Genomic DNA, 25,070 nt, shown 5'->3' with positions numbered 1-25,070 from the left:
GTCATCGTCCCCGCCTCCGGGCCTCGTCAGACCCCCGGACGCCCGGTGTCAGGAGGCGGCCTGCGCGATCGCCTGCTGCACGGCGCCGAGCGCGTCACCGATCGCCTCGGGACGGGCCCCGCCGCCCTGCGCGACGTCGTCCTTGCCTCCGCCGCCGCCGCCGAGCGCCTTGGCCGCGACACCGACGAGCCGGCCGGCCTTCAGGCCCCGGGCGCGCCCGGCGTCGTTGACGGCCGCGACGACGACGGGCCGGTCACCGGGCACGCCGGCGACGACGACCACGGCGGCGCGGTCGGCGGGGAACCGGCCCCGCACGTCGAGCGCCAGCTTGCGCAGGTCGTCCGGGGAGGTGCCGTCGGGCGCCCGGTGCGTCACGACCGAGACGCCGTCCAGGTCGCGGGCGGCGGCGGCGAGCTCGCCGGCCACGGCCAGCACCTGAGCCGAGCGGAGCCGCTCCAGCTCCTTCTCCGCGGTGCGCAGCCGGGTGACGATGCCCTCGATCCGCTCGGGAAGCTCCTCGCGGCGGGCCTTGAGCTGCTCGGACAGCTGGGCCACCAGCACGCTCTCGCGGGCCAGGAACCGGAAGGCGTCCAGGCCGACCAGGGCCTCGACGCGGCGCACGCCGGCGCCGATCGAGGACTCGCCCAGCACCTTGACCAGGCCGAGCTGGCCGGAGCTGGCGACGTGGGTGCCGCCGCACAGCTCCCTGGAGTAGTCGCCCACCTCGACGATGCGGACGGTCTCGCCGTACTTCTCGCCGAACAGGGCCAGCGCGCCCATCGCCCGGGCCTCGGACTGGGAGGTGTGGAAGGCGTTGACCGTGAGGTCGTTGATCAGAACGGCGTTGACCTCGTCCTCGACGTCGCGCAGCACGCTGGGCGGCACGGCGCCGGCGGCGGTGAAGTCGAAGCGGAAGCGGCCGGGCGAGTTCTCCGAGCCGGCCTGCGCCGCCGTCTCCCCCAGCGCGTTGCGGAAGCCGCGGTGCACCAGGTGGGTGGCGGTGTGGCTGCGGGAGATGGCGCGGCGCCGCTCGACGTCGATCTCGGCCTGGGCCTGGTCGCCCACCCGGATCTCCCCGGCGCGGACCTTGCCGCGGTGCACGATGACGCCCGCGACCGGGGACTGCACGTCCACGATCTCGACCTCGGCGCCGCCGGTGCGGATGACGCCCTGGTCGGCGAGCTGGCCGCCGCCCTCGGCGTAGAAGGGGGTACGGCTCAGCACGACCTCGGCCGTGGTGCCGGCGCCGGCCGCGGGGACCGGCGCGCCGTCCACCAGCAGGCCGATGACCTGCGCCTCCGCCGTCACCTGGTCGTAGCCCAGGAAGTCGACCTTGCCGGTCTTCTCCAGGATCCGGCCGAACACCGAGATGTCGGCGTTGCCGGTCTTCTTGGCGGCGGCGTCGGCCTTGGCGCGGTCGCGCTGCTCCTTCATCAGCCGGCGGAAGCCCTCCTCGTCGACCTTGAGGCCCTGCTCGGAGGCCATCTCCAGGGTCAGGTCGATCGGGAAGCCGTAGGTGTCGTGGAGCTGGAAGGCCTGGTCCCCGCCGAGGGTGCCCCGGCCCTTGCGCTTGTTCTCCTCCACCGCCGCGTCGAAGATCGCGGTGCCGGTGCGGAGGGTGCCCAGGAAGGACGCCTCCTCGGCGTCGATCACCGCGTGGATCTGCGGGGCGTCGGCCTTGAGCTCGGGGTACAGATCGCCCATCACGGCGATGGTCACCGCGGTGAGGTCGTGCATGTAGCGCTCCTCGCCCGCGCCCAGCAGGCGCAGGTTGCGGACGGCGCGGCGCAGGATGCGCCGCAGCACGTAGCCGCGGCCCTCGTTGGAGGGCAGCACGCCGTCGGCCACCAGCATCACGCTGGTGCGCACGTGGTCGGCGACGACCCGCAGCGAGACGTCGGCGCGCTCGTCACGGCCGTAGCGCGTCCTGGTCAGCTCGGCGGCCCGGTCGAGGATCTTGTAGGTGGTGTCGATCTCGTAGATGTTGTCGACGCCCTGCAGGATCGCCGCCATGCGCTCCAGGCCCATGCCGGTGTCGACGCTGCGGGCGGGCAGCTCGCCGATGACGTCGAAGTCGGTCTTGCTGCGGACCGCGCCGAGCTGGAACTGCATGAAGACGTTGTTCCAGACCTCGAGATAGCGGTTCTCGTCGGCGACGGGGCCACCGTCCTTGCCGTACTCGGGGCCGCGGTCGTAGTAGATCTCGGTGCAGGGGCCGCCCGGACCGGGCACGCCCATGTGCCAGTAGTTGTCCTCCAGGCCGCGGCGCTGGATGCGCTCGGCCGGGACGCCGACCTTCTCGTGCCAGAGGCGGTAGGCCTCGTCGTCGTCGTGGTAGACGGTGACCCAGAGGCGCTCGGCGGGGAAGCCGAAGCCGCCCTCGGACTCGGGCTTGGTCAGCAGCTCCCAGGCGAGCGGGATCGCCTGGTCCTTGAAGTAGTCACCGAACGAGAAGTTGCCGAGCATCTGGAAGAACGTGGCGTGCCTGGTGGTCTTGCCGACCTCGTCGATGTCGGGGGTGCGCACGCACTTCTGGACGCTGGTGGCCCGCTTGAACGGGGGTTTCTGCTGCCCGAGGAAGTAGGGCTTGAAGGGCACCATGCCCGCGGGCACCAGCAGCAGCGTCGGGTCCTCGGCGATCAGGCTGGCCGAGGGCACGACGGTGTGCCCACGCTCCTCGAAGAAGCGCAGGAAGCGGCGCGCGATCTCTGCCGACTCCATTTCAGCGGCCGTCCTTTACGTCGTAGTGGTTGGTGTCGTCAACACTGTCCAGCCCGAACCGGGAACGCAACTCGGTTTCCCGCCGGGCGGCGCCGTCCAGGGCGTCGCCCGCGAACTCCCGTGCCTGCTCCAGCATCCCGGAGGCGCCGTGAAGGGCGCGCCGGGCCACGTGGTTCGGATGCAGTGCCTGAAGCTTACGCATCGTCCACACCGCGCAGAACGCGCCGAGGGACATGTAGAACAACCGGCGGATCATGACCTGCGCCCCTCCAGCACCCGGGGGGCGGACCGGCCGCGGGCGCGGCGGGCGCCCAGGGCCCGCCGGACGCCGTGACCCAGCGCCGCCACCTTGATCAGCGGCCCTGTGATGAGGGTCTGCGTGACGTCGCTGACCTTGGCGACGTGACCGCTGACCTGCTTGACGTCCTCGGCGATGGCCTCGACGGCGACGAGCCGGCGGTTGGCCTCGCCGACGGTGGCCGTCATGTCCTCCAGCAGCGGCACGACGCGGTCGCCGAGCTCGGAGACCATCTTGGACGTCTGGGTCAGCAGGCGTGCCAGCCTGACCAGGACCACGGCAAGAAAGCAGACCAGGATCGCCCAGAACATGGCGACCATCAGGCCCGCGACCTCTCCGGCGGTGAGCATGCGCCGATCTCCCTACTTCACCCGGCTGGAACGGCAAGACCCTATCGCGTCTGACCGACCCTTCCCGGCACACGTCCCGCGAACCGCGCCTCCGTCCGCGGGCCGCCGCCGAAGGCGTCCACGCACAGCTGCGCGAACCAGGTCACCCCGGGCAGGAGAAGCGCCCAGCCCAGCAGCGCCCAGCCGAGGTGCACGTGGACGAGGGCGCGGGCGACGGCGGCGGCCCCCTGGGCCGTGCCCCCGCCGGGACCGGTGTAGGTGATCCGGCGCAGGCCGGCCGGGTGGTCCTCGGCCGCCAGGATCCGCAGCCCGGCGGGCCGGCGGCGGGCGAACCAGGCGCCGACCCCCGCGCACTGGCCGCAGACGCGGGAGACGTGGAGCGTGGCGCCGGGCACACCCTCCGGTACGGCGGGCCGCAGGCGCGGCACCCAGGGACGCACCGCTCGCCGGTACTCCTCCCAGGCCGCGCCGTGCCGTTCGCCGAGCCGTTCGCCCTCGTGCCAGGCCGCCAGCCCGGCGCCGTAGGCCAGGGCGACCGCCGCGGCGGCCAGGAAGACCCGGTCGAGGGTCGCGAGGAGCAGGTAGGCCGCCGTCATCGAGACCTGCATCGGGTTGCGCACGTAGGCGTAGGGGCCGGTCCGCACCAGCCGCTCCGGCGGGTCGTACGGCAGCGGCGTGCCCCGGCCCTCCTCGGCGAACTCCCGCACCGCGGCCAGGCCGAGCAGCAGCGGCACGGCGAGCGCCTGGACGAGCAGGCCCAGCGCCCACGACGGCTGCCGCCACGCCTGCGTGGCGGCGATCGGCAGGGCCAGGCCGAGGCCGCCCGCGAGCAGCGCCTGCATCGCGACCCGGGCGCGCAGGCGGCGCCCGGCGGACGTCCACCGCGAGAGGAGCAGGCCGGGGACCAGGGCGGCGGCGACCGCCAGCGTCTCGCCCGTGAGCCAGCCGTCGCCGAGCACGACGACGGGCCGGCCGAGCGGCATGACCGCCAGGTCGAACCACGCCAGGGCCGCCACGACGAGCGGCAGGGGCGCCCGCCGGGCGGCCAGGGCGGGCAGCGCCCCCCACAGCAGCGCCCAGCCGAGCAGCAGGTCCGCGGGGACGCCGTGCCAGACCGCCCCCTCGGCGGTGAAGCGCCACCAGCCCGCGCCGATGGCCAGGACGTTCACGGCGGCGAGGACCGTCAGGTTCCAGGCCGTGGCGAGGATCGCCGCCGCGATGTCCCGCTCCGGGTGACGGCGGGCCGCGGCGGCGGCGAGCACGGCGGCCACGGGGACCATGAGCGCCAGGCCGCGGACCAGCGCCGGGTCCGCGGTCATGCCGGCGAGGGCCGCGCTCAGACCGGCGGGGTCCGGGACAGGACCGGCGGCCGCCGCCGGGGCTCCCACGGCGACGGTCATCGCCGGGCTCCCGCGCCGCCGGCCGCCGCCGGGACCATCGCGGCGCCGCTCGCCGCCGGGGCTCCCGGGGCGCCGGTCATCCGAACGTCCGGGCGAGGTAGGCGGCGGCCTCGCCGAGCGCGTACCGCTGGAGCGGGCCGAAGTACCAGCCGGGGTCGAAGGTGCGGCGGTAGCGCAGGGTCACGGTGACCCGCCCGCCGCCCCAGGCGAACTCCGCCTCCCTCAGGTCGAGCCAGCGGGCCAGGGTGGTGTCGCCGAGCACCGAGAACGTCACCCGGCCCGGCGCACGCTCCTTCACCCCGAGGGTCATCGACCGGGGCTCGGGGGCGGCGCCGATGCCCAGGGAGCGGCGCGGGGTGAAGACGATCTCCCGCCGGTCCCCGATCCGCAGCCCCTCCCCCGCCGACCGCACCGGCCGGGGGAAGCCCAGCCGGAGCAGCGGCGAGTCGAAGGCGCCGAACCGCGGCGCGGCGGCCAGCGCCCGCTCGACGTCCCTTCCGGAGGTCTGGACGGACACGGTCACCTCGCCGTCGCGGGACGGGGCGGCCAGCTCGGCTCCCCCGGCGGCCAGCGTCAGCAGCACCAGCGGGACGGCGATCGCGTTCGTCCCCCGTCTGCGATGGCCGTCGGCGACGAGTCCGAAGATCAGGCCGATGAAGTAGAACAGCGGGGCCGCGAAGACGAGGCAGACGATCCCCTCGCCGAGCAGCGGACCGGCCAGGGCGAGCCCGACGGTGATGGCCGCCATGATCAGCCCGGTGACGGTGCGCGGCCGGGCGGTGAGGATGACGGTGACGGCGATGACGGCCGGCAGTCCCAGGTAGAAGAGGGCCGTCTGCTCCAGGTGGCCGGCGTGCAGCACCCGGTAGAGCAGCAGCGCGGCGAACAGGGCGATCACCAGCGCCGCGAGGGTCCGGCGCGCCCGGTTCCGGTGCGCGGGGTCCGGCTCCCGGGAGGGTCCGGGCGCCGGTTCCGGTGCCGGAGGCGGCCCGGAGGCCGGCTCGCGTTCCGGCTCGGGGAACGGTTCGGGTTTCGGCTCGGGGGATGGGGGTGAGTCGTTCACGGGGCCTCTTCATCGGTTGGTTTAATCACTTGATTAAACCGTACGATGAGGAGATCGCCGGAGCAAGGGAGGCTCGGAGTGAGCAGGCAGGCAGGGGCGGAGACCCGCGAGCGGCTGGTCGAGGCGGCCTCGCGGGTGCTGCGGGCCGAGGGGTACGCCGGAACCAGCGCCCGCGCCATCGCCAAGGAGGCGGAGGTCAACTCGGCCCTGGTCTTCTACCACTTCGGCGGCGTGGACCAGCTGCTGCTGACCGCCCTGGACCGCTCCTCCGAGCAGCGCATGGCCGCCTACCGGGAGGCCGTGGCGGGGGCCCGCACGCTGGAGGAGCTGGTGGAGGTGGCCAACGCCATCTACCGCGCCGATCTGGAGGGCGGGCACATCACGCTCTTCTCCGAGCTCGTCGGGGCGGGCCTCGCCAGGCCCGAGCTCCGCGCGGAGATCACCAAGCGTGCCGAGCCGTGGATCGGCTTCGTCGAGGAGACCCTGGAGCGGGTCATCGGCGGTTCACCGCTCGCCCGCCTCATGCCGCCCCGCGACCTCGCCTACGCGGCGATCACCTTCTATCTCGGCGTCAACGTCTTCACCCATCTCGACGCCGACCGCTCCCGCACCGAGGCGCTGTTCGACCTGGTCGGCAGGGTCGCCCCGCGCGCCAGGCTGCTGACGGTGCGGCTGCCGCGCCGCCGTACGCCGCCCGCCCCCGGCTGACCGCCTGCCCGGCCCGCCCGCCGTGCGGGCCGTTCCGGGACGGGCAGGGCGCATGGCGGGCCGCAGCGGGACCGGCGGACCGTGGCGGAGCGGGCCGTGGCAGGGCGGCCGTACGGCGGGCGGTGCGCTACCGTCCGCGCAGGAAGGACCGGATCCGCGCCCAGCGGTCGGCGAAGCCGGCCTCGGCGCCGTGCCGGGTGGGCCGGTAGTAGCGGCGGTCGCGGATCTCGGCGGGGGCGTAGTCCTGGCGGACCAGGCCGTGCTCGAAGTCGTGGGGGTACTTGTAGCCCTCGCCGTGGCCGAGTTTCCCCGCGCCCGCGTAGTGGGAGTCGCGCAGGTGGGCGGGGACCTGGCCGATGTCGCCGCGCCGCACGTCCGCGGCGGCGGCGTCGACGGCGGTGATCACGGCGTTGGACTTGGGGGCCAGCGCGCAGTGGATCACGGCCTGGGCGAGGTTGAGCCGCCCCTCGGGGAGGCCGACGAACTCCACCGCCTGGGCCGCGGCCACCGCGACCTGCAGGCAGGTGGGATCGGCCATGCCGACGTCCTCGGAGGCGAAGATGACGATCCTGCGGGCGATGAACCGGGGGTCCTCGCCCGCCTCGACCATGCGGGCGAGGTAGTGCAGGGCGGCGTCGGCGTCGGAGCCCCGCATGCTCTTGATGAAGCCGCTGATCACGTCGTAGTGCTGGTCGCCCTGGCGGTCGTAGCGCACGGCGGCCTTGTCCACCGCGCGCTCCACCGTCTCGACGGTGATCTCGCCGTCGGCGATCAGCGCGGCCGCCTCCAGGTAGGTGAGGGAGCGGCGGGCGTCGCCGCCGGCCAGCCGTACGAGGTGGCCGGCCGCCTCCGGCGCCAGCGTCACCTTCCCGTCCAGGCCGCGCGGGTCGGCGACGGCGCGCTCCAGCACCTTTTCGACGTCGTCGTCGGACAGGGGTTCGAGCGTCAGCAGCAGCGAGCGTGACAGCAGCGGCGAGATGACGGAGAAGAACGGGTTCTCGGTGGTCGCCCCGATGAAGGTGACCCAGCGGTTCTCCACCGCGGGCAGCAGGGCGTCCTGCTGTGCCTTGTTGAAGCGGTGCACCTCGTCCACGAACAGGACCGTCTGCCGGCCCGACATGCCCAGTTCCCGGCGGGCCGACTCGATGGCCGCGCGGACCTCCTTGACGCCCGCCGACACCGCGGAGACCTCGACGAACCGGCGCTCGGTGGCGCCGGCGACGACGTAGGCGAGGGTGGTCTTGCCCGTGCCGGGCGGGCCCCACAGGAACAGCGACATCGGGGCCTCGGACTCGACGAGCCGGCGCAGCGGCGTGCCGGGGCCCAGCAGGTGGCGCTGGCCGATCACCTCGTCCAGGCCGCGCGGGCGCATCCGCACCGCCAGGGGCTCGTGGCCCCGATGGGCTTCCTCCGCCACCGAGTCGAACAGGCTGTCCACGCCTCGACAGTACCGTCAGGGCGCGCGGCCGGCGGCCGGGGAGCCCCGGGACCGGGGAGCATCGGGAGGTGCCGGGGGTACGGTCGCCGAAGCCGCGGGCCCGGGGCGGAGCCCCGCTCAGTCCCCCCAGACGGCGACGGCGCCGCTGTGGCCGGCCCGCACCGCGTAGTAGCCCGCCACGACGGCCACGACCGCGGTGAGCACCGCGACGGACGTCGTCACCGCGCGGCCGCCGACACGGTGGCCGCCGTCGCCGTTTCCGTCGCCGTTTCCGTCGCCGTCGCCGTTGCGATGGCCGCCGTCACCGGCGTTCCCGCCGCGGCGCACGAGGTAGAGGAGGACGAGCGAGAGCGCACCCAGCGCGAAGGCGGCGATCAGCAGGGGGTCGGCGAACTCCTCGTGCTCGGCGATGCGCTGGGCCAGCGGTCCTGTCGCCGAGGCGAAGCGCCGGTGCTCCAGCGACTCGCCGCTCTCCTTGGCGACGAAGGCTGCGGCCGGGGCGATCACCGCCAGCGCCGCCACCGCCCAGCCGAGCGCGGTGCGCGTACGGGGCGCCAGCCCGTAGACGACCGCCAGGACCGCCAGGACCGGGACCGCGATCACGGCGGCGTGGACGAGCAGGGGGTGGGCTGGCAGGCCGAGGATCTCGTCGAACATGTGGTGCTCCGGTCGTGGGGGTCGCCGCTCTGTCCGAGGCCGGACGCCGGCGTCGGAGATCGGAATCTATCGTGGGGAAGCTGCGCAACACAGCAGGACAAAGCACCTGATTTCCCACTTATCACCATCGTTAACCCTCGTCACTTACGTCCAGCACACCCGGGGGCCGGTACGCTTTCGGCCAGTCAGAGGTAATGAGACGGCAAACCTGGAGGACATAGCGGTGAGCGGCGAGGACCGCCAGAGCCAGCTGGCGCGGGAGCACAAGGAGCGGCAGGCTCAACGTGCCGAGCAGGCGACGGCCAAGGCGAAGCGGAACACCTTCATCGGCGCCGGTGTCGCCGTGGCCGTCGTCGCCGCGGGTGTGGTCGGCGTCGCGGCCTTCACGGGAGGAGACGATCCCGAGCCCGCGGCCGCCTCCTCCCCGGCCCCCTCGACCGCGGCGCCCCAGGCGACGCCGACCATCCCGGCCGCCGCCCCCGGCAAGGTGACCTGCACCTATCGCAAGGACACCAGCGGCGTGCCCGCCAAGAAGGTGGGCATGCCGCCGAGCAAGCCCGACCTCAAGCTCAAGACCATGACGATCGCCACCAACCAGGGTGACATCGTGATCGACCTGATGACGCAGCAGGCCCCCTGCGCCGTGAACTCCCTGGCGTTCCTGGCCGAGAAGAACTTCTACGACGGCACCAGGTGCCACCGCCTGGCCACCCCGGAGAACTCCGGCGTGGCCCTGCTGCAGTGCGGCGACCCGCAGGCCAAGGGCGACGGCAAGAACCCCACCGACGGCCAGGGCAGCTCGGGTTACGTCTTCGACGACGAGAACCTCGGCATGCCGTACGCCAAGGGCGTGGTCTCGCTGGCCCAGCCGGCGGACGCCTCCAACCAGAACGGCAGCCAGTTCTGGTTCTCGCTGGGCGACGAGAACACCCAGCTGGAGAAGGCGTACACGCCGTTCGGCACGGTCTCCAAGGGCATGGAGGTCCTGGAGAAGATCTCCCAGGGCGGCTGGATCACCAACCCCGACGACATCACCGGTGACGGCGGCTCCACCGCGCCCAAGCTCCCGGTGATCATCAAGAACGTGAAGGTCTCCTAGCGGGATCGGAGGGCCGGCGGCCGCCCCGCGCGGGGCGGCCGCCGTCGTCGTGAGAGCCCTCGGAGGCCGTACGGGCCCGGCGTCGCGACGCGGGAGGAACGGCCCGGGGAGATCCCGCCGGAGGGCCCGTACGGCCCCGCGCACGAGCAGGGCCCCGGACGGGTGATCCGTCCGGGGCCCTGCCGTGTGCCGCGCGGAGGTTACGCCTCGCCCTTGGGCTTGGCGTCCACCCCGGCCTCCTTGCGCTGCGCACCCGTGATCGGGGTGGGCGCGCCGGTCAGCGGGTCGAACCCGGAGGCCGTCTTCGGGAAGGCGATGACGTCGCGGATGGAGTCGCCGCCGGACAGCAGCATGCAGATGCGGTCCCAGCCGTAGGCGATGCCGCCGTGCGGCGGCGGGCCGTACTTGAACGCCTCCAGCAGGAAGCCGAACTTGCCCTCGGCCTCCTCCTTGGAGATGCCCAGCACGTCGAAGACGCGCTGCTGCATCTCGGCGCGGTGGATCCGGATGGAGCCGCCGCCGATCTCCATGCCGTTGCAGACCATGTCGTAGGCGTAGGCCAGCGCCTCGGCCGGATGGTCCTGGAAGTTGTCGGCCCACTCGGGCTTGGGACCGGTGAACGGGTGGTGCACCGCGGTCCAGCCGCCCTCGCCGTCCTCCTCGAACATCGGGGCGTCGACGACCCACAGGAAGCTCCACTGCGACTCGTCGATCAGCCCGCAGCGGCGGCCGATCTCCAGCCGGGCCGCGCCGAGCAGGTCGCGGGCCTCCGAGGGCTTCCCGGCCGCGAAGAAGACGGCGTCGCCGGGGGCGGCGCCGACCTTCCCGGCCAGGCCGGCGCTCTCGCTCTCCGAGAGGTTCTTGGCGACCGGGCCGCCGAGCGTGCCGTCCTCGCCGACGAGGACGTAGGCGAGGCCCTTGGCGCCGCGCGACCGGGCCCACTCCTGCCAGGCGTCGAGCTCCCGGCGGGTCTGGGAGCCGCCGCCCGGCATGACCACGGCGCCGACGTACGGGGCCTGGAAGACCCGGAAGGAGGTGGCGGAGAAGTACTCCGTCATCTCGACGAGCTCCTGGCCGAAGCGCAGGTCCGGCTTGTCGGAGCCGTAGCGCGACATGGCCTCGGCGTAGGTCATCCGGGGCAGCGGCGTCGGCAGCTCGTAGCCGGCGATCTCCTTCCAGACGCGGCCGATCAGCGCCTCGCCCAGCGCGATGACGTCGTCCTGGTCCACGAAGGACATCTCGACGTCGATCTGGGTGAACTCCGGCTGGCGGTCGGCGCGCAGGTCCTCGTCACGGAAGCAGCGGGCGAGCTGGTAGTAGCGCTCCATGCCGGCGACCATGAGGAGCTGCTTGAACAGCTGCGGCGACTGCGGCAGGGCGTACCAGCTGCCCGGCTGCAGGCGGACCGGGACCAGGAAGTCGCGGGCGCCCTCGGGCGTGGAGCGGGTGAGCGTCGGGGTCTCGATGTAGTTGAACCCGTGCTCGTGCATCACCTCGTGGGCGAGGTAGGTGGCCCGGGAGCGGACCCGCAGGGCCTGCGCGACCTGCGGGCGGCGGATGTCGAGGTAGCGGTGCTTGAGCCGGGCCTCCTCCGAGACGCCCGCGGCGCCCTCGACCGGGAACGGCAGCGGCGCGGCCTCGCTGAGCACCTCGACCCGGGAGGCGACGACCTCGATCCCGCCGGTCGGCAGGTCGGGGTTCTCGTTGCCCTCGGGACGGACCCGCACCTCGCCGACGACCTTGACGCAGTACTCGGCGCGCAGGCCGTGCGCGTCGTCCTCCTCGCGGAAGACCACCTGGGAGGAGCCGGAGGCGTCGCGCAGGTCGATGAAGACCACGCCTCCGTGGTCGCGGCGGCGCGCCACCCACCCGGCCAGCGTCACCTGCTCGCCCGCGTGCTCCTTGCGCAGTGATCCCGCTTCGTGCGTGCGGATCATTTCCTCAGTCTCTCCTTCAGAGTCTCGACGATCTCAGCGAGCGGCACGGCGGTCTGGTCACCGCTGGCCATGTCCTTGACCTGGGCGGACCCGGCCGCGAGATCACGCTCGCCGAGGATCACGGCGTAGCCCGCGCCCGACCGGTCGGCGCCCTTCATCGCGCCCTTGAGGCCCTTGCCCCCGAACGACATGTCGGCGTCGAGGCCCGCGCGGCGCAGCTCGGTGATGAGCAGGAACATCCGGCGGCGCGCCTCCTCACCCAGCGGCACACCGTACACCTGCACGCGGGAGGCGGCCTCCCCGGCTCCGAGCAGCCCCTCGGCCTCCATGGCCAGGACGGTGCGGTCGACGCCCAGCGCCCAGCCGACGCTCGGCAGGGCCGGGCCGCCGAGCATCTCGCTCAGGCCGTCGTAGCGGCCGCCGCCGCCCACCGCCGACTGCGAGCCCAGCCCGTCGTGGACGAACTCGAAGGTGGTGCGCGTGTAGTAGTCGAGCCCGCGGACCAGCCTCGGGTCGTCGGCGTAGGTCACGCCGGAGGCGGTCAGCAGCGCGCGGACCTCCTCGTGGTAGGTCTTGCAGGCCTCGCACAGGTGGTCGACGACCAGGGGGGCGCCGGCGAGCTGCGCCTGCACCTCGGGCCGCTTGTCGTCGAGCACGCGCAGCGGGTTGATCTCGACGCGCTGCCTGGTGGCCTCGTCGAGGTCGAGCGCGCGCAGGAAGTCCTGCAGCGCCGCGCGGTAGGCGGGACGGCACTCCCGGCAGCCCAGCGTGTTCAGCAGCAGCCGCACGCCCGTCAGCCCCAGGCCGGCGTAGCCGTCGGCGGCCATCACGATCAGCTCCGCGTCGAGCGCCGGGTCCTCCGCGCCCAGCGCCTCGGCGCCGACCTGCCAGAAGTGGCGGTAGCGGCCCTTCTGGGCCCGCTCGTAGCGGAACTGGCTGCCGGAGTACCAGAGCTTCACCGGCAGCTGGCCGTTGTGCAGGCCGTGCTGGAGGACCGCCCGCACGACCGAGGCGGTGCCCTCCGGCCGCAGCGTGAGGGAGCGGCCGCCCTTGTCGGCGAAGGTGTACATCTCCTTGGAGACGATGTCGGTGGACTCGCCCACCCCGCGGACGAACAGCGCGGTGTCCTCGAAGACGGGGGTCTCGACGTAGCCGTAGCCGGCGCGGCGGACCGGGGCGGTCAGCGCCTCACGTACGGCGAGCGCCACCTCCGAACGGGGTGGAAGCCAGTCAAAGGTGCCCTTCGGCGCCTGCAGAGTCATCTCTTATAGTCCCCTGGTGGGTCCCGCTCCCGGCGCCGTCCCGGCCCGCCCGGCGAGCTCCGCCAGATACGGGTTGGTGGCGCGTTCGCGGCCGATCGTGGTCTGTGGTCCGTGGCCCGGCAGGACCACCGTGTCGTCCGGCAGCGGCAGGCACTTGGCCGCCAGGCTGCGCAGGATCGTCGGGTGGTCGCCGCCCGGGAGGTCGGTGCGGCCGATGGAGCCGGCGAACAGCAGGTCGCCCGAGAACATCACGTCCGGGATCTCCCCGGAGGCGGGCAGCCTGAAGGTCACCGACCCCCTGGTATGGCCGGGGGCGTGGTCGACCGTGATCTCCATGCCCGCCAGCTCCAGCGCCTGACCGTCGGCCAGCTCGCGGACGTCGTCGGGCTCGGTGAAGGTCAGCCCGCCGAAGAACTGCTGCCTGGCCGCGAGCGGCAGCCCCTTGCCGGGGTCGGACAGCAGGTCGCGGTCCTCGGGGTGGATCCACGCGGGGACGTCGCGGGCGCCGCAGACGGGGGCGACCGACCACATGTGGTCGACGTGCCCGTGGGTGAGCAGCACCGCGACCGGCCGCAGCCGGTGCTCGCGCAGCACGTCGTCGAGGTCGGCGACCGCGTTCTGCCCGGGATCGACGACCACGCACTCCTCGCCGGCGGCGGGAGCCACGACGTAGCAGTTGGTCTGGAACGACCCGGCGGGAAAGCCGGCGATGAGCATCTGCCTCAGCCGATCTCGTCAAGAATACGGATGGGAATGTAACCGAAGGGTACCGGTGCGGGTCGCCGGGCTGCGAACCATCACCCTTTGGCCGATACGATTCGCCCACCTCAATAAGTAACACTCCGGCACTCGGGAGGGCGAAGCGGTGAGCGGCAAGGACCGCCAGAAGCAGCTGGCACGCGAGCACTACGAGCGGCAGATGAAGCGGCGCACCGAGCGTGAGACCAGGGCGAAGCGCGTCGCGGTCATCGGCACCACCGCCGGGGTCGTGCTGGTGGTGGGCGGTGTGGTCGCCGCGATCGCCCTGATCGGGGGCGGTGACTCGGACGCCACCTCCGCCGCGTCGGCGTCGGGGAGCCCCAGCCCCGCCACGAGCGCGAGCGAGGGCCCCAAGCCCGCCGCCTTCGACCCGGCGACCGGCACCTGCGGCTACGTCCCCGACACCGAGGGGGCGGCGAAGAACGTCGGCATGCCGCCGGCCAAGGTGGACACCTCGCCCAAGGCGATGACGCTGAAGACGAACCGTGGCGACATCGTGATCCAGGTGTCGGCCGACAAGACCCCGTGCACGGTCAACTCCTTCGCCTTCCTGGCGAAGAAGGACTACTTCAACGGTTCCAAGTGCCACCGGCTGGGCTCCGAGCAGTTCCCGGTGCTGCAGTGCGGCGACCCCCTCGCCAAGGCCGACGGCAAGAGCCAGACCGACGGCCAGGGCGGGCCGGGGTACCGTTTCGTCAACGAGAACCTCGACGGCGCCAAGTACACCCGCGGCGTCGTGGCCATGGCCAACAGCGGCGCCGACACCAACGGCAGCCAGTTCTTCATCGTGTACGGCGACACCCAGCTCCCCCCGAACTACACGCCGTTCGGTACGGTCACGAAGGGAATGGAGATCATCGACGAGGTGAACAAGGGAGGCGTCATCACGCCGGGACCCGACGGCACCGGGGCTCCGAAGGAAACCGTCGAAATCAAAAACGTGACAATGTCCGGCAAGAGCTGACGTAATACAACCAAGATGCGGTTAGCCTCGAAAGGCTGATGAAAGTGCGGGAGGACACGGTGAGCACCGACCCGTGGGGCCGGGTAGACGACGACGGCACCGTCTACGTGCGTACGGCTGAGGGAGAACGGGCCGTCGGGTCCTGGCAGGCCGGCGAGCCGGAAGAGGCACTCGCCTACTTCCATCGCAAGTTCGACGAGCTGGCCGGGCAGGTCATGCTGCTGGAGCAGCGGGTCCGCGGCACCGACCTGCCACCGGCCCAGGCGGAGGCGACGATCGTCAAGCTGCGTGAGGCGATCACCGGCGCGCACGCCGTCGGCGACCTCGACGCGCTGCTGGGCCGCCTGAACGCCCTCACGGAGACGGTCGCCCAGCGCCGCGAGGAGGTCAAGGCCGCGCGCGACGTGGCCCGAGCCGAGGCCAGGGCGGTCAAGGAGCGCATCGTCGGCGAGGCCGAGCGGATCGCCGAGGACACCACGCACTGGAAGAGCGGCGGCGAACGGCTGCGACAGCTCATCGAGGAGTGGAAGACCGCCGAGCGCATCGACCGGGTGACCGAGGCCGCGCTCTGGAAGCGGCTGTCGGCCGCCCGGACGGCCTTCGCCAAGCGGCGCAAGGCGTACTTCGCCGGGCTGGACGAGCAGCGGGAGGGCGTGCGCTCCACCAAGGAGCAGATCGTCACCGAGGCGGAGGCGCTGGCCTCCTCCGACGACTGGGGCGGGACGGCCGCCGCCTACCGCGAGCTGATGCGGCAGTGGAAGGCCGCGGGCCGGGCCTCCCGCGAGGTCGAGGACGAGCTGTGGGGCCGGTTCAAGGCCGCCCAGGACCAGTTCTTCCAGGCCCGCTCGGCGGTCTTCGCCGAGCGCGACGCCTCGCTCGCGGCCAACGCCGAGGTCAAGGAGCAGCTCCTGGCCGAGGCGGAGAAGATCCTGCCGGTCTCCGACGCCCGGTCGGCCAGGGCGACCCTGCGGGGCCTCCTGGAGCGCTGGGAGGCCGCCGGTCCGGTCCCCCGGGAGCAGCGCGACCGCCTGGAGGGCGGTCTGCGCCGCATCGACGAGGCGGTCCGCAAGGCCGAGGAGGCGGAGTGGAAGCGCTCCAACCCCGAGGCCCGCGCCCGCGCCCAGAACACGGTCGACCAGCTCCACCGGTCGATCGAGCAGCTTGAGGCCCGCCTGGCCAAGGCCAGGGCTGCGGGCCGGGACAAGGACGTCAAGGACGCCGAGGAGGCCCTGGAAGCCCGTCGTTCCTGGCTGGAGGAGGCCGAGCGCACGCTCGCCGAGTTCTCCTGACCTCCCGCACGGCACGTGACCGGGTGTCCCCGCGCGGGGCGCCCGGTTCGGCTGTACGGGCCCCCGTCCGCGTGACAGAGCCCGAGCGGGCCCGTCAGGTCGGCTCGTGCCCGTGCGACGGCCCGGGGCCGGCTCCCTCTCCGCGCCCGGGACGGACACGCCCCGGGGCGGCGGTCAGGAGCCGGCGCCGCTCACCCGGTAGACGTCGTAGACGCCGGGGATGTTGCGCACCGCCTTCAGGACGTGCCCGAGGTGCTTGGGGTCGGCCATCTCGAAGGTGAACTTGCTGATCGCCACCCGGTCGCGGGACGTCGTGACCGACGCCGACAGGATGTTCACGTGCTGGTCCGACAGGGTGCGGGTGACGTCCGACAGCAGCCGCGGCCGGTCGAGCGCCTCGACCTGGAGCGCCACCAGGAACACCGAGTCGCTCCCCGACGCCCAGGACACCTCCACCAGCCGGTCCGGCTGGGTCTTCAGCTGATCCCCGTTGGGGCAGTTGGTGCGGTGCACCGACACTCCGTGCCCGCGGGTGACGAAACCGAGGATGTCGTCGCCGGGCACCGGGGTGCAGCAGCGCGACAGGCGCACCCACACGTCGGAGTCGCCCGCGACCACCACGCCCGCGCCGCCGCTGCCGCCGCGGGGACGGCCCCGCAGCTTCGTCGGCACCGAGACCTCGGCGATGTCCTCCTCGGCGCCGTCCACTCCCCCGACGGAGTGCACGAGCTTCTGCACGACCGCCTGGGCGGCGATGTGGCCCTCGCCGACGGCCGCGTACAGGGCGGAGACGTCGGGGTAACGCAGGTCCCTGGCGAGGGTCAGCAGCGACTCCCCCGACATCAGGCGCTGCAGCGGCAGCCCCTGCTTGCGCATGGCCCGGCCGATGGCCTCCTTGCCCGCCTCGATCGCGGTCTCGCGGCGCTCCTTGGAGAACCACTGCCGGATCTTGTTGCGGGCCCGGCCCGACTTGACGAACTTCAGCCAGTCACGCGAGGGACCGGCGTCCGGCGACTTGGAGGTGAAGATCTCCACCGTGTCGCCGTTGCCCAGCCGCGACTCCAGCGGCACCAGGCGGCCGTTGACCCGGGCGCCGATACAGCGGTGACCGACCTCGGTGTGCACGGCGTAGGCGAAGTCGACCGGCGTCGCCCCCTCGGGCAGGGCGATCACCTGGCCCCGCGGGGTGAAGACGTACACCTCCGAGACCGACAGGTCGAACCTGAGCGACTCCAGGAACTCGCCGGGGTCGGCGGTCTCCTTCTGCCAGTCGAGGAGCTGGCGCAGCCAGGCCATGTCGCTGGCGGGCTTCAGCTTCGTCCCCGGGGCGCCGGAGGCCGTCATGTCCTCCTTGTACTTCCAGTGCGCGGCCACGCCGTACTCGGCCCGGTGGTGCATGGAGTGGGTGCGGATCTGCAGTTCCACCGGCTTGCCCTCGGGGCCGATGACCGTGGTGTGCAGCGACTGGTACATGTTGAACTTGGGCATCGCGATGTAGTCCTTGAACCGGCCGGGCACCGGGTTCCATCGCGCGTGGATCGTTCCGAGGGCGGCGTAGCAGTCGCGGACCGTGTCGACCAGCACCCGGATGCCCACCAGGTCGTAGATGTCGTCGAAGGCGACGTCGCGCGCGATCATCTTCTGGTAGACCGAGTAGTAGTGCTTGGGCCGGCCCTTGACCACCGCGCGGATCTTGGCCTCGCGCAGGTCCTTGGAGACGCTCTCGATGACCTCCTGCAGGAACAGGTCACGGCGCGGGGCCCGCTCCGACACCATGCGGGCGATCTCGTCGTAGCGCTTGGGGTAGAGCATGGCGAACGCGAGGTCCTCCAGCTCCCACTTGATCGTGTTCATGCCCAGCCGGTGCGCGAGCGGAGCGAAGATCTCCAGGGTCTCGCGGGACTTCTGCTGCCGCTTGTGCTCGGGCAGGTAGCGCATGGTCCGCATGTTGTGCAGCCGGTCGGCGAGCTTGATCACCAGGACCCGGATGTCCCGCGACATCGCCACGACCATCTTGCGGACGGTCTCGGCCTGGGCGGCGTCACCGAACTTGACCTTGTCGAGCTTGGTGACGCCGTCGACCAGCAGCGCGATGTTGTCGCCGAAGTCGGCCCGCAGCTCGTCCAGGCCGTAGGCGGTGTCCTCGACGGTGTCGTGCAGCAGCGCGGCGCACAGGGTCTCGTCGTCGGTGCCCAGCTCGGCCAGGATCGTCGCCACCGCCAGGGGGTGGGTGATGTACGGGTCCCCGCTCTTGCGCTTCTGATCACGGTGGTGGTAGGCCGCCACGTCGTAGGCACGCTCAAGGAGCCGCAGGTCCGCCTTCGGATGCGTCGCGCGGACCGTGCGGAACAACGGCTCCAGCACCGGATTCATGGCGCCACTCCATTGCCCCCCAAAGCGTGCGATCCTGCGTCGTACGGCAGGCTTCTCCTCGGTGGCTCCGGACATGGGGGAACCGGCACCGCCTGCCGGGGCGGCCTCCTCGGGCCCGCCTCCATCGGCGGTCACGTCGGGAACGACCACATCACGGGGCACTCAGACTCCTCACGTTCGAGTCCAGATCCTCCAGTGTATCCAGACATGTCAGGAACCCTGCCCCACCGGGGTCGGATCAGACGATCACCAGGGAACGGACTTCGACGTCGTCGAGTCGTTCCCGCCCGTTGAGGAAGGCCAGTTCCATGAGCACGGCGATGGCGACGACCTCGGCGCCCGCCCTGCGGACCAGCTCCACCGCCGCACGCGCCGTGCCGCCGGTGGCGAGCACGTCGTCGACGATCAGGACCCGCTCGCCGGGGGCGAAGGCGTCCCGGTGCACCTCGATGACAGCGGAGCCGTACTCCAGATCGTAGGACTCCTCAAGCGTTTCCGCAGGAAGTTTGCCTTTCTTGCGTACCGGGACGAACCCCGCGGCCGCCTTGTGCGCCACCGGGGCGGCCAGGATGAACCCGCGGGCCTCGATACCGACGATCTTGTCCACCCGGTACGCGCAGGCCAGCTCGTCCACCACGGCGGCGAACGCCTCGGGGTCGGCGAGCAGGGGGGTGATGTCCTTGAAGACCACGCCCGGCTGGGGATAGTCGGGCACGTCGCGGATCCGGCCGAGGATGAGGGTGCGCAGGTCGCTCATGTCACTTCCTTATGAAAACGCCTCCGCTCCCGGGGGACGGGAGCGGAGGCGCCATCTGGGTGGGTTTACTTCTTCTTGCGCTTGTCGCCGTCGGCCACGGAGCCGGCCGAGCCGGAGCCGTTGGCCGCCGCCGCCGCGACCGGCTGGCGGGCGCCCTTGACGGGGGCGGTCCCGGTGCCGCGGCTCGCGACCCGGCGGGCGATCGCCTGGTAGCGCGGCTCGCGCTCCTTCAGCGTCACCAGCAGCGGCGTCGCCACGCACAGCGAGGAGTAGGTACCGACGATCATGCCGACGAACAGGGCCAGCGACAGGTCCTTCAGCGTGCCCGCGCCGAACAGCGTGGTGCCGATGAACAGGATCGCCGCGACCGGCAGGATCGCCACCAGGGTGGTGTTCAGCGACCGGATCAGCGTGTGGTTCAGCGCGTTGTTGGCCGCCTCGGTGTAGGTCATCTTGGAGGTCGTGCCGAGCTTGGCGGTGACCTCCTTGATCATGTCGAAGACGACGACCGCGTCGTACAGCGAGTATCCGAGGATGGTCAGGAAGCCCAGCAGGGTCGCCGGGGTGACCTCGAAGCCGGACCAGGCGTACACGCCGGCGGTGATGACAAGGTCGTGGAAGAGCGCCACGATGGCCGACAGCGCCATCTTCCACTCGAAGGCCACCGTCAGGTACAGGATGATCGCCAGCATGAAGACGATCAGGCCGATGACGGCCTTGTTGGCCACCTGGCCGCCCCACGAGCCGCCGATGACCTGGACGGTGACGTCGTTCTGCCCCAGGCCGTAGTCGTCCGCCGCGGCCTTTTGGGTCTTGGTGACCTCCTGGGCCGGCAGGCTCTCGGTGGTGACCCTCCAGCCGTTGTTGGTCTCCTGGACGATGACCTGGTGCGCCCCGGCGTCCTCGAAGGTGCCGCGCACCTGCTCGATGGTCGCCGAGGGGGCCTTGAAGGAGAAGACCGAGCCGCCCTTGAACTCCACGCCGAGGTTCAGGCCGTTGACGATCAGGCCGACGATGGAGATGGCCAGGAGGAGGGCCGACAGGCCGTACCAGAGCTTTCTGCGGCCGACGAAGTCGACGTTGACCTCGCCGCGGTACAGCCGGCGCGCGATGCCGGACATCAGGCCTCCTGCGGAACGGTCGGGGCGGCGGGGCTCTGGCTCATGCGCTCGGCGTCGAGGCCGGAGAGCTTGTGGCCCTTGGCGAAGAACTTCCTCCTGGCGAGGAGCGCGACGAACGGCTTGGTGAACATGAACACCACCACGATGTCGATGAGCGTGGTCAGGCCCATCGCGAACGCGAAGCCGGCCACACCGCCGACGGCCAGGAAGTACAGCACCACGGCGGCGATGAACATGACCGCGTCGGCGATCAGGATCGTGCGCCGGGCTCGGGCCCACGCGACCTCGACGGCGGCCCGCAGCGAGCGGCGGCCCTCCTTCATCTCGTCGCGGATGCGTTCGAAGTAGACGATGAACGAGTCCGCAGTGATGCCGATCGAGACGATGAGGCCGATGATGTGCGGCAGCGACAGGCGGAAGCCCGCGGTGGCGCCGAGGACGACCACCGACTCGTAGGTCAGGATCGTGGCGACCACGAGGCTCAGCACCGAGACGATGCCCAGGCCGCGGTAGTAGAGCAGCGAGTAGACCAGCACGAGCCCGAGGCCGATCGCGCCGGCGATCAGGCCGCCGCGCAGCTGGTCGGCGCCCAGGGTCGAGGAGACCTCCTCGATGGAGTCCGTCTTGAACTTCAGCGGCAGCGCGCCGTACTTGAGCTGGTTGGCCAGCTCGTCGGCGGTCACCTGGGTGAAGTTGCCGGAGATCTGGGCCCGGCCGCCGGTGATGGGCTCCTGGATGACCGGCGCGGAGATCACCACGCCGTCCAGCACCATCGCGACCTGGTTGCGCGGCGGCTGGGAGTTGAAGGCGGTGGTGGTGACCTTCGACCACTGCTGCGGGCCCTGGCCCTTGAAGGAGAGCTGGACGAGCCACTCGCCGGTGGTCTGGTCGACGCCGGAGGTGGCCTTGTCGATCGAGGTGCCGGTGACGGCGGCCTTGTCGAGGATGTACTTGGCCGAGCCGTCCTGGCTGCAGCCGACGTACTGCTGGTCCGGCGCGTCCTGGGCGCCCTGGCCCTTGTCCTTGGCGCAGTCGAGCGTCTTGAACCGTTCGAGGGCCTTGGGGTCGACGCCGGTGGTGTCGACGCCGGCCAGCGGGTCGTTCGCCGCGGGCGGGGTCGCGCTGGGGCTCGGGGTGGCGGACGGGGCCGCGGCGTTCCTGGCCGCCCGGCGCGCGGCCCGGTCGGCGGCCTTGTCGCCGTCCTCGGCCTTGTCCGCGTTCTTCGCCTTGTCACCGTCGCGCGCGGCCTTCTTCGCCCCCGCCTCGGCGGAGGGGGTCGCCGACGGGTCCGGAGCGGTCAGCGCCGACGACAGGGCCCGGCCGGTGGGCGAGGCGCTCGGGCTGGACTGGGCGGTGCTCGTCGGGGCCGGCGTCGAGCCCGTGCCACCGTCGGTGGCCTTGCCGTCCGACGGGGCGGTGGACGGCGTCGGCGCCTGGGTGGGCATCTGCCCCGGGGGCGCGGGCGAGCCCTCCCCCACCGCCAGCACCTGGCGGAAACGCAGCTCCGCGGTGGTGCCGACCAGCTTGACGACTTCCTCCTGGCCGGCTCCGGGGACGGAGATGACGATGTTGTCACCGGACTTGACGACCTCGGCGTCGGAGATGCCGTTGCCGTTCACCCGGTCACGGATGATGTTCACGGCCAGGTCGAGGCTCTCCTGGGAGGGAGCCCCGCCGTTGGGCGTGACGGGCGTCAGCGTCACCGTGGTGCCGCCTGCGAGGTCGAGGCCATACTCGGGGGTGAACGCCTTGTTGAGGGCCATCACCCCGCCCATGGCGAGAATGAGTGCCAGAAGTGCCAGGAGCATGCGCCCCGGCTTGCTCTGGCCGCTGGTCGGTCGGGCCACTGGTCGTCAGTTCTTTCGGCTATAGGGGATGGATGGCGAGCCTGCTCACTTCTGCTGCGAGTCCTGGTTGTCGCTCTTCGGCTGAACGGTCTCCACCTCATTGTCCTCCACGACGCCCGCGGACTCGACGTCATCGGAGGCGGTGTCGTCGACCGGGGTCAGGACGCGGCCGATCGCGGCCTTGACCCACCGGGTCTCGACGCCGGGGGCGACCTCCAGGATCACGTCGTCGGCGTCGATGGCCGTGACGGTCGCGAACAGGCCGGTCGTCGTCATGACGCGGGCTCCCGGGGCCAGGGAGTTCTGCATCTGGGCCTGCTCCTGCTGCCGCTTGCGCTGCGGCCGGATGAGCAGGAAGTAGAACACCACGACCATCAACGCGATCATGATGAGGCTTGAGTAACCGCTGCTGCCGCCCATGGGGCCGCTCCTTACGCTCAGAAATGACCGGCGTGGCGCCGGACGTCGTATAACGGGCACGCCGCTCAGCACGTCAGCCTACACAGCCAGCCAAGCCACGGAGTTTAGGCGAGCTGTTAGGAGCGCGGCAACGAACCCACGAACGGGCTCCGAAGGAAGTTCCCATTTCGATATCGTTGTCATCGATCTGTGATTGACCCCGCGGAGTTTCCCTCTGCAATCCCAACGTCACATCGAGCCCGGGTCATCCCCGAGATCAGCGGACGCCGGCGGGGCGCCGAAGGCGTCCGGCGGCGGGACGAGCCCCAGGTGGAGCCATGCCGCGGCGGTCGCCACCCGGCCGCGGGGGGTGCGGGCCAGCAGCCCCTGGCGCACCAGGAACGGCTCGGCCACCACCTCGACCGTCTCGGGCTCCTCGCCGACCGCGACCGCGAGGGTGGACAGGCCGACCGGGCCGCCGCCGAACTTGCCCAGCAGCGCGGTGAGGACCGCCCGGTCGAGCCGGTCGAGCCCCTCGGCGTCGACCTCGTAGAGGTTCAGCGCCGCCGCGGCGACGTCGCGGGTGACGACGCCGTCGGACCGCACCTCCGCGAAGTCGCGGACCCGGCGCAGCAGGCGGTTGGCGATGCGGGGCGTGCCGCGGGAGCGCCCGGCGATCTCGCGGGCGGCGTCGCCGGGCAGCTCCAGGCCGAGCAGCGCCGCCGAGCGGTGCAGCACCAGCTCCAGCTCACCGGCGTCGTAGAAGTCCATGTGGGCGACGAACCCGAACCGGTCGCGCAGCGGCGCGGGCAGCAGGCCGGCCCGGGTGGTGGCGCCGACCAGGGTGAACGGGGCGACCTCCAGCGGGATCGCGGTGGCCCCGGGCCCCTTGCCCACCACGATGTCCACCCGGAAGTCCTCCATCGCGAGGTAGAGCATCTCCTCGGCGGGGCGGGCCATCCGGTGGATCTCGTCGATGAACAGCACCTCGCCCTCCGACAATGTGGAGAGGATGGCCGCGAGGTCACCGGCCCGCTCCAGCGCCGGCCCGGAGGTGATCCGGATGGGGGCCGACAGCTCGGTGGCGATGATCATGGCGAGGGTGGTCTTTCCGAGACCGGGGCCGCCGCTCATCAGCACGTGGTCGGGCGGCCGGTTGCGCCGCAGCGCGCTCTGCAGCACCAGCGACAGCTGCTCGCGCACCCGCGCCTGGCCGATGAACTCCTCCAGCCGCTTGGGCCGCAGCGCGGCCTCGACCAGCCGCTCGTCGCCCTCGGCGTCGGCCGAGACGAGTTCCCGCTCGAAGCTCACGGCGTCTCCCCCCTCACCGCACGCTCAGCACGCGCAGCGCGGCCTTGAGCAGCGCCGCCACCTGGGGCGCGCGGCCCTGGGCCGTCTCGGCGTCGGCCTGGGGCGCGACGAGCGCGACGGCCTCGTCGGCGTCCTTGGCCGAGTATCCCAGCCCGACCAGGCCGGAGTGGACCTGCTCGCGCCAGGCGGGGACGGCCGGGCCGCCGTTGAGGGCGGCGCTGACGGCCTCCTCGGGTGTGCCGAGCTTGTCCTTGAGGTCGACGATGATCCGCTGGGCGCCCTTGGGGCCCACCCCGGGGACCCGGGTCAGCGCCTTGACGTCGGCGGCGGCCACGGCCATCCGCAGCGCGTTGGGCGTGTGCACGGCGAGCATCGCCAGCGCGACCTTCGGGCCGACCCCGCTGGCCGCCTGGAGCAGCTCGAAGATCCTCCGCTCGTCGTCGTCGGCGAAGCCGTACAGCGTGAGGGACTCCTCGCGCACCACCAGCGAGGTGGCCAGCCGGGCCTCCTCCCCCACGCGCAGCGCCGCCAGTGTGCCGGGCGTGCAGTGCACCAGCACGCCGACGCCGCCGACCTCGACCACCGCTCCGTCGGGGGCGATCGCGGCCACCCGTCCTCGCACCGAGGCGATCACTTCGTCGTTCCTCTCGAGTATCCGGCGGGCCTGCCCCGCCCGCGGAAGTACGCGGCGGCGGTGACCCCGCCGCCCGCGCCGGTGGCCCGCGCGGCCGCCTCGGCCAGTCTGTTCTGGGCGCCGCCCCGCCAGACGTGGCAGATGGCCAGGGCGAGCGCGTCGGCGGCGTCGGCGGGCTTGGGCATGGCGTCGAGCCGCAGCAGCCTGGTCACCATGGTGCCGACCTGGCGTTTGTCGGCCGTGCCGCTGCCGGTGATCGCGGCCTTGACCTCCGACGGGGTGTGCAGCGCCACCGGCAGCCCACGGCGGGAGGCGCACAGGATCGCCACCGCCGACGCCTGGGCGGTGCCCATGACGGTGCGCAGGTTGTGCTGGGCGAAGACGCGCTCCACGGCCACGGCGTCCGGCTCGATCTCGTCGAGCCAGCGCTCGATGCCGGCCTCGATCGCCACCAGCCGGGCGCCGATCTCGTCGTCGGCGGGGGTGCGCACCACCCCGACCTTGACCAGGCGGAGCGGCGCCCCGGGGCGCCCCTCGACCGCTCCGAGCCCGCACCGGGTCAGCCCCGGATCGACCCCCATCACCCGCAGTTCGGGCAACCGCACCGGCACGCCTTCCGCTCGCCGAACACCTGTTCGGTGCCCGACTCTACCGTCTGCGGACAGGGCGCGCACGGCCATCGA

The 25,070-nt window shown here is 72.2% G+C and carries 22 protein-coding genes; 4 read left to right on the top strand and 18 right to left on the bottom strand.

Translation table 11 applies throughout. The features are described from left to right. Positions 1-48: 48 nt before the first annotated feature. The 5 genes from alaS to ACZ6W9_RS09390 form a co-directional block, all read right to left on the bottom strand. The gene (gene alaS / locus ACZ6W9_RS09410) at positions 49-2,721 is read right to left on the bottom strand and encodes an alanine--tRNA ligase (protein WP_389969790.1); all 2,673 of its coding nucleotides are present in this window, start codon (positions 2,719-2,721) and stop codon (positions 49-51) included. A 1-nt stretch (position 2,722) separates the two neighbouring features. Continuing rightward, positions 2,723-2,977, bottom strand: a complete 255-nt coding sequence (locus tag ACZ6W9_RS09405; RefSeq protein WP_389969792.1) for a hypothetical protein — start codon at positions 2,975-2,977, stop codon at positions 2,723-2,725. Next, on the bottom strand, positions 2,974-3,369 hold the full coding sequence (locus tag ACZ6W9_RS09400) for a DUF948 domain-containing protein (RefSeq protein ID WP_362945389.1): 396 nt from the start codon (positions 3,367-3,369) through the stop codon (positions 2,974-2,976). The genes ACZ6W9_RS09405 and ACZ6W9_RS09400 overlap by 4 nt, the downstream gene beginning before the upstream one ends. Positions 3,370-3,410: 41 nt before the next feature. Continuing rightward, on the bottom strand, positions 3,411-4,769 hold the full coding sequence (locus tag ACZ6W9_RS09395; RefSeq protein ID WP_389969794.1) for a methyltransferase family protein: 1,359 nt from the start codon (positions 4,767-4,769) through the stop codon (positions 3,411-3,413). Between the two features lie 76 nt (positions 4,770-4,845). Then, the gene (locus ACZ6W9_RS09390; RefSeq protein ID WP_389969796.1) at positions 4,846-5,832 is read right to left on the bottom strand and encodes a hypothetical protein; all 987 of its coding nucleotides are present in this window, start codon (positions 5,830-5,832) and stop codon (positions 4,846-4,848) included. A gap of 45 nt (positions 5,833-5,877) precedes the next feature. Here ACZ6W9_RS09390 and ACZ6W9_RS09385 point away from each other — a divergent pair, with 45 nt between their 5' ends. Next, positions 5,878-6,540: a TetR/AcrR family transcriptional regulator gene (locus ACZ6W9_RS09385; RefSeq protein WP_389969798.1), complete on the top strand. Its 663-nt coding sequence runs from the start codon at positions 5,878-5,880 to the stop codon at positions 6,538-6,540. A gap of 127 nt (positions 6,541-6,667) precedes the next feature. On the opposite strand, the gene ACZ6W9_RS09380 is transcribed toward ACZ6W9_RS09385, so the two are convergent. Both ACZ6W9_RS09380 and ACZ6W9_RS09375 read right to left on the bottom strand, forming a co-directional pair. Continuing rightward, positions 6,668-7,978, bottom strand: a complete 1,311-nt coding sequence (locus tag ACZ6W9_RS09380) for a replication-associated recombination protein A (protein ID WP_470117165.1) — start codon at positions 7,976-7,978, stop codon at positions 6,668-6,670. Positions 7,979-8,095: 117 nt separating this feature from the next. Further along, positions 8,096-8,635, bottom strand: a complete 540-nt coding sequence (locus tag ACZ6W9_RS09375) for a hypothetical protein (RefSeq protein WP_470117163.1) — start codon at positions 8,633-8,635, stop codon at positions 8,096-8,098. Between the two features lie 223 nt (positions 8,636-8,858). Between ACZ6W9_RS09375 and ACZ6W9_RS09370 the strand changes: the two genes are divergently transcribed. Beyond that, on the top strand, positions 8,859-9,734 hold the full coding sequence (locus ACZ6W9_RS09370; protein ID WP_389969804.1) for a peptidylprolyl isomerase: 876 nt from the start codon (positions 8,859-8,861) through the stop codon (positions 9,732-9,734). Positions 9,735-9,934: 200 nt separating this feature from the next. Here ACZ6W9_RS09370 and aspS read toward each other — a convergent pair whose 3' ends face one another. The 3 genes from aspS to ACZ6W9_RS09355 are packed head-to-tail and all read right to left on the bottom strand — an operon-like array spanning position 9,935 to position 13,650. Further along, complete coding sequence (gene aspS / locus ACZ6W9_RS09365; RefSeq protein WP_389969806.1) at positions 9,935-11,671, bottom strand: aspartate--tRNA ligase; 1,737 nt, start codon at positions 11,669-11,671, stop codon at positions 9,935-9,937. Then, complete coding sequence (hisS, locus tag ACZ6W9_RS09360; protein ID WP_362934315.1) at positions 11,668-12,933, bottom strand: histidine--tRNA ligase; 1,266 nt, start codon at positions 12,931-12,933, stop codon at positions 11,668-11,670. Before hisS ends, aspS begins: the two co-directional genes overlap by 4 nt. A 3-nt stretch (positions 12,934-12,936) precedes the next feature. Further along, on the bottom strand, positions 12,937-13,650 hold the full coding sequence (locus tag ACZ6W9_RS09355) for an MBL fold metallo-hydrolase (RefSeq protein WP_362934312.1): 714 nt from the start codon (positions 13,648-13,650) through the stop codon (positions 12,937-12,939). A gap of 148 nt (positions 13,651-13,798) precedes the next feature. On the opposite strand from ACZ6W9_RS09355, the gene ACZ6W9_RS09350 reads away from it, so the two are divergent. Together ACZ6W9_RS09350 and ACZ6W9_RS09345 are read left to right on the top strand one after the other, a co-directional pair. Continuing rightward, on the top strand, positions 13,799-14,656 hold the full coding sequence (locus ACZ6W9_RS09350; protein ID WP_389969808.1) for a peptidylprolyl isomerase: 858 nt from the start codon (positions 13,799-13,801) through the stop codon (positions 14,654-14,656). A 38-nt stretch (positions 14,657-14,694) separates the two neighbouring features. After that, the gene (locus ACZ6W9_RS09345) at positions 14,695-15,945 is read left to right on the top strand and encodes a DUF349 domain-containing protein (protein WP_389969810.1); all 1,251 of its coding nucleotides are present in this window, start codon (positions 14,695-14,697) and stop codon (positions 15,943-15,945) included. Between the two features lie 174 nt (positions 15,946-16,119). Here the strand turns inward: ACZ6W9_RS09345 and ACZ6W9_RS09340 are convergent, their stop codons facing one another. The 8 genes from ACZ6W9_RS09340 to ruvC all read right to left on the bottom strand — a co-directional run bounded on the left by ACZ6W9_RS09340 (position 16,120) and on the right by ruvC (position 24,977). Further along, positions 16,120-18,318, bottom strand: coding sequence for a RelA/SpoT family protein (locus ACZ6W9_RS09340; RefSeq protein ID WP_362934303.1), 2,199 nt, complete (start codon positions 18,316-18,318; stop codon positions 16,120-16,122). 238 nt (positions 18,319-18,556) lie between these two features. Next, a complete protein-coding gene (locus ACZ6W9_RS09335; protein WP_470117159.1) occupies positions 18,557-19,075 on the bottom strand; it encodes an adenine phosphoribosyltransferase in 519 nt (172 codons plus the stop codon). Between the two features lie 65 nt (positions 19,076-19,140). Beyond that, positions 19,141-20,196 carry a protein translocase subunit SecF gene (gene secF / locus ACZ6W9_RS09330; RefSeq protein ID WP_389969814.1) on the bottom strand — a complete coding sequence of 352 codons (1,056 nt, stop codon included), beginning with the start codon at positions 20,194-20,196 and terminating at the stop codon, positions 19,141-19,143. Beyond that, positions 20,196-22,004 (bottom strand): protein translocase subunit SecD, encoded by a 1,809-nt coding sequence (secD, locus tag ACZ6W9_RS09325; RefSeq protein WP_389969816.1) that lies wholly within the window; start codon positions 22,002-22,004, stop codon positions 20,196-20,198. The genes secF and secD overlap by 1 nt, the downstream gene beginning before the upstream one ends. Before the next feature lie 84 nt (positions 22,005-22,088). Then, positions 22,089-22,463: a preprotein translocase subunit YajC gene (gene yajC / locus ACZ6W9_RS09320; RefSeq protein ID WP_362934291.1), complete on the bottom strand. Its 375-nt coding sequence runs from the start codon at positions 22,461-22,463 to the stop codon at positions 22,089-22,091. A 228-nt stretch (positions 22,464-22,691) separates the two neighbouring features. Continuing rightward, positions 22,692-23,753 (bottom strand): Holliday junction branch migration DNA helicase RuvB, encoded by a 1,062-nt coding sequence (gene ruvB / locus ACZ6W9_RS09315; protein WP_362934288.1) that lies wholly within the window; start codon positions 23,751-23,753, stop codon positions 22,692-22,694. A gap of 13 nt (positions 23,754-23,766) precedes the next feature. Further along, on the bottom strand, positions 23,767-24,387 hold the full coding sequence (gene ruvA / locus ACZ6W9_RS09310) for a Holliday junction branch migration protein RuvA (protein ID WP_362934285.1): 621 nt from the start codon (positions 24,385-24,387) through the stop codon (positions 23,767-23,769). Next, positions 24,384-24,977, bottom strand: coding sequence for a crossover junction endodeoxyribonuclease RuvC (ruvC, locus tag ACZ6W9_RS09305; RefSeq protein ID WP_362934327.1), 594 nt, complete (start codon positions 24,975-24,977; stop codon positions 24,384-24,386). The genes ruvA and ruvC overlap by 4 nt, the downstream gene beginning before the upstream one ends. Between the last annotated feature and the right edge of the window lie 93 nt (positions 24,978-25,070).

Source organism: Streptosporangium sp. NPDC053982 (genome assembly GCF_055585205.1).
This window is presented reverse-complemented; position numbering and strand designations above follow the sequence as displayed.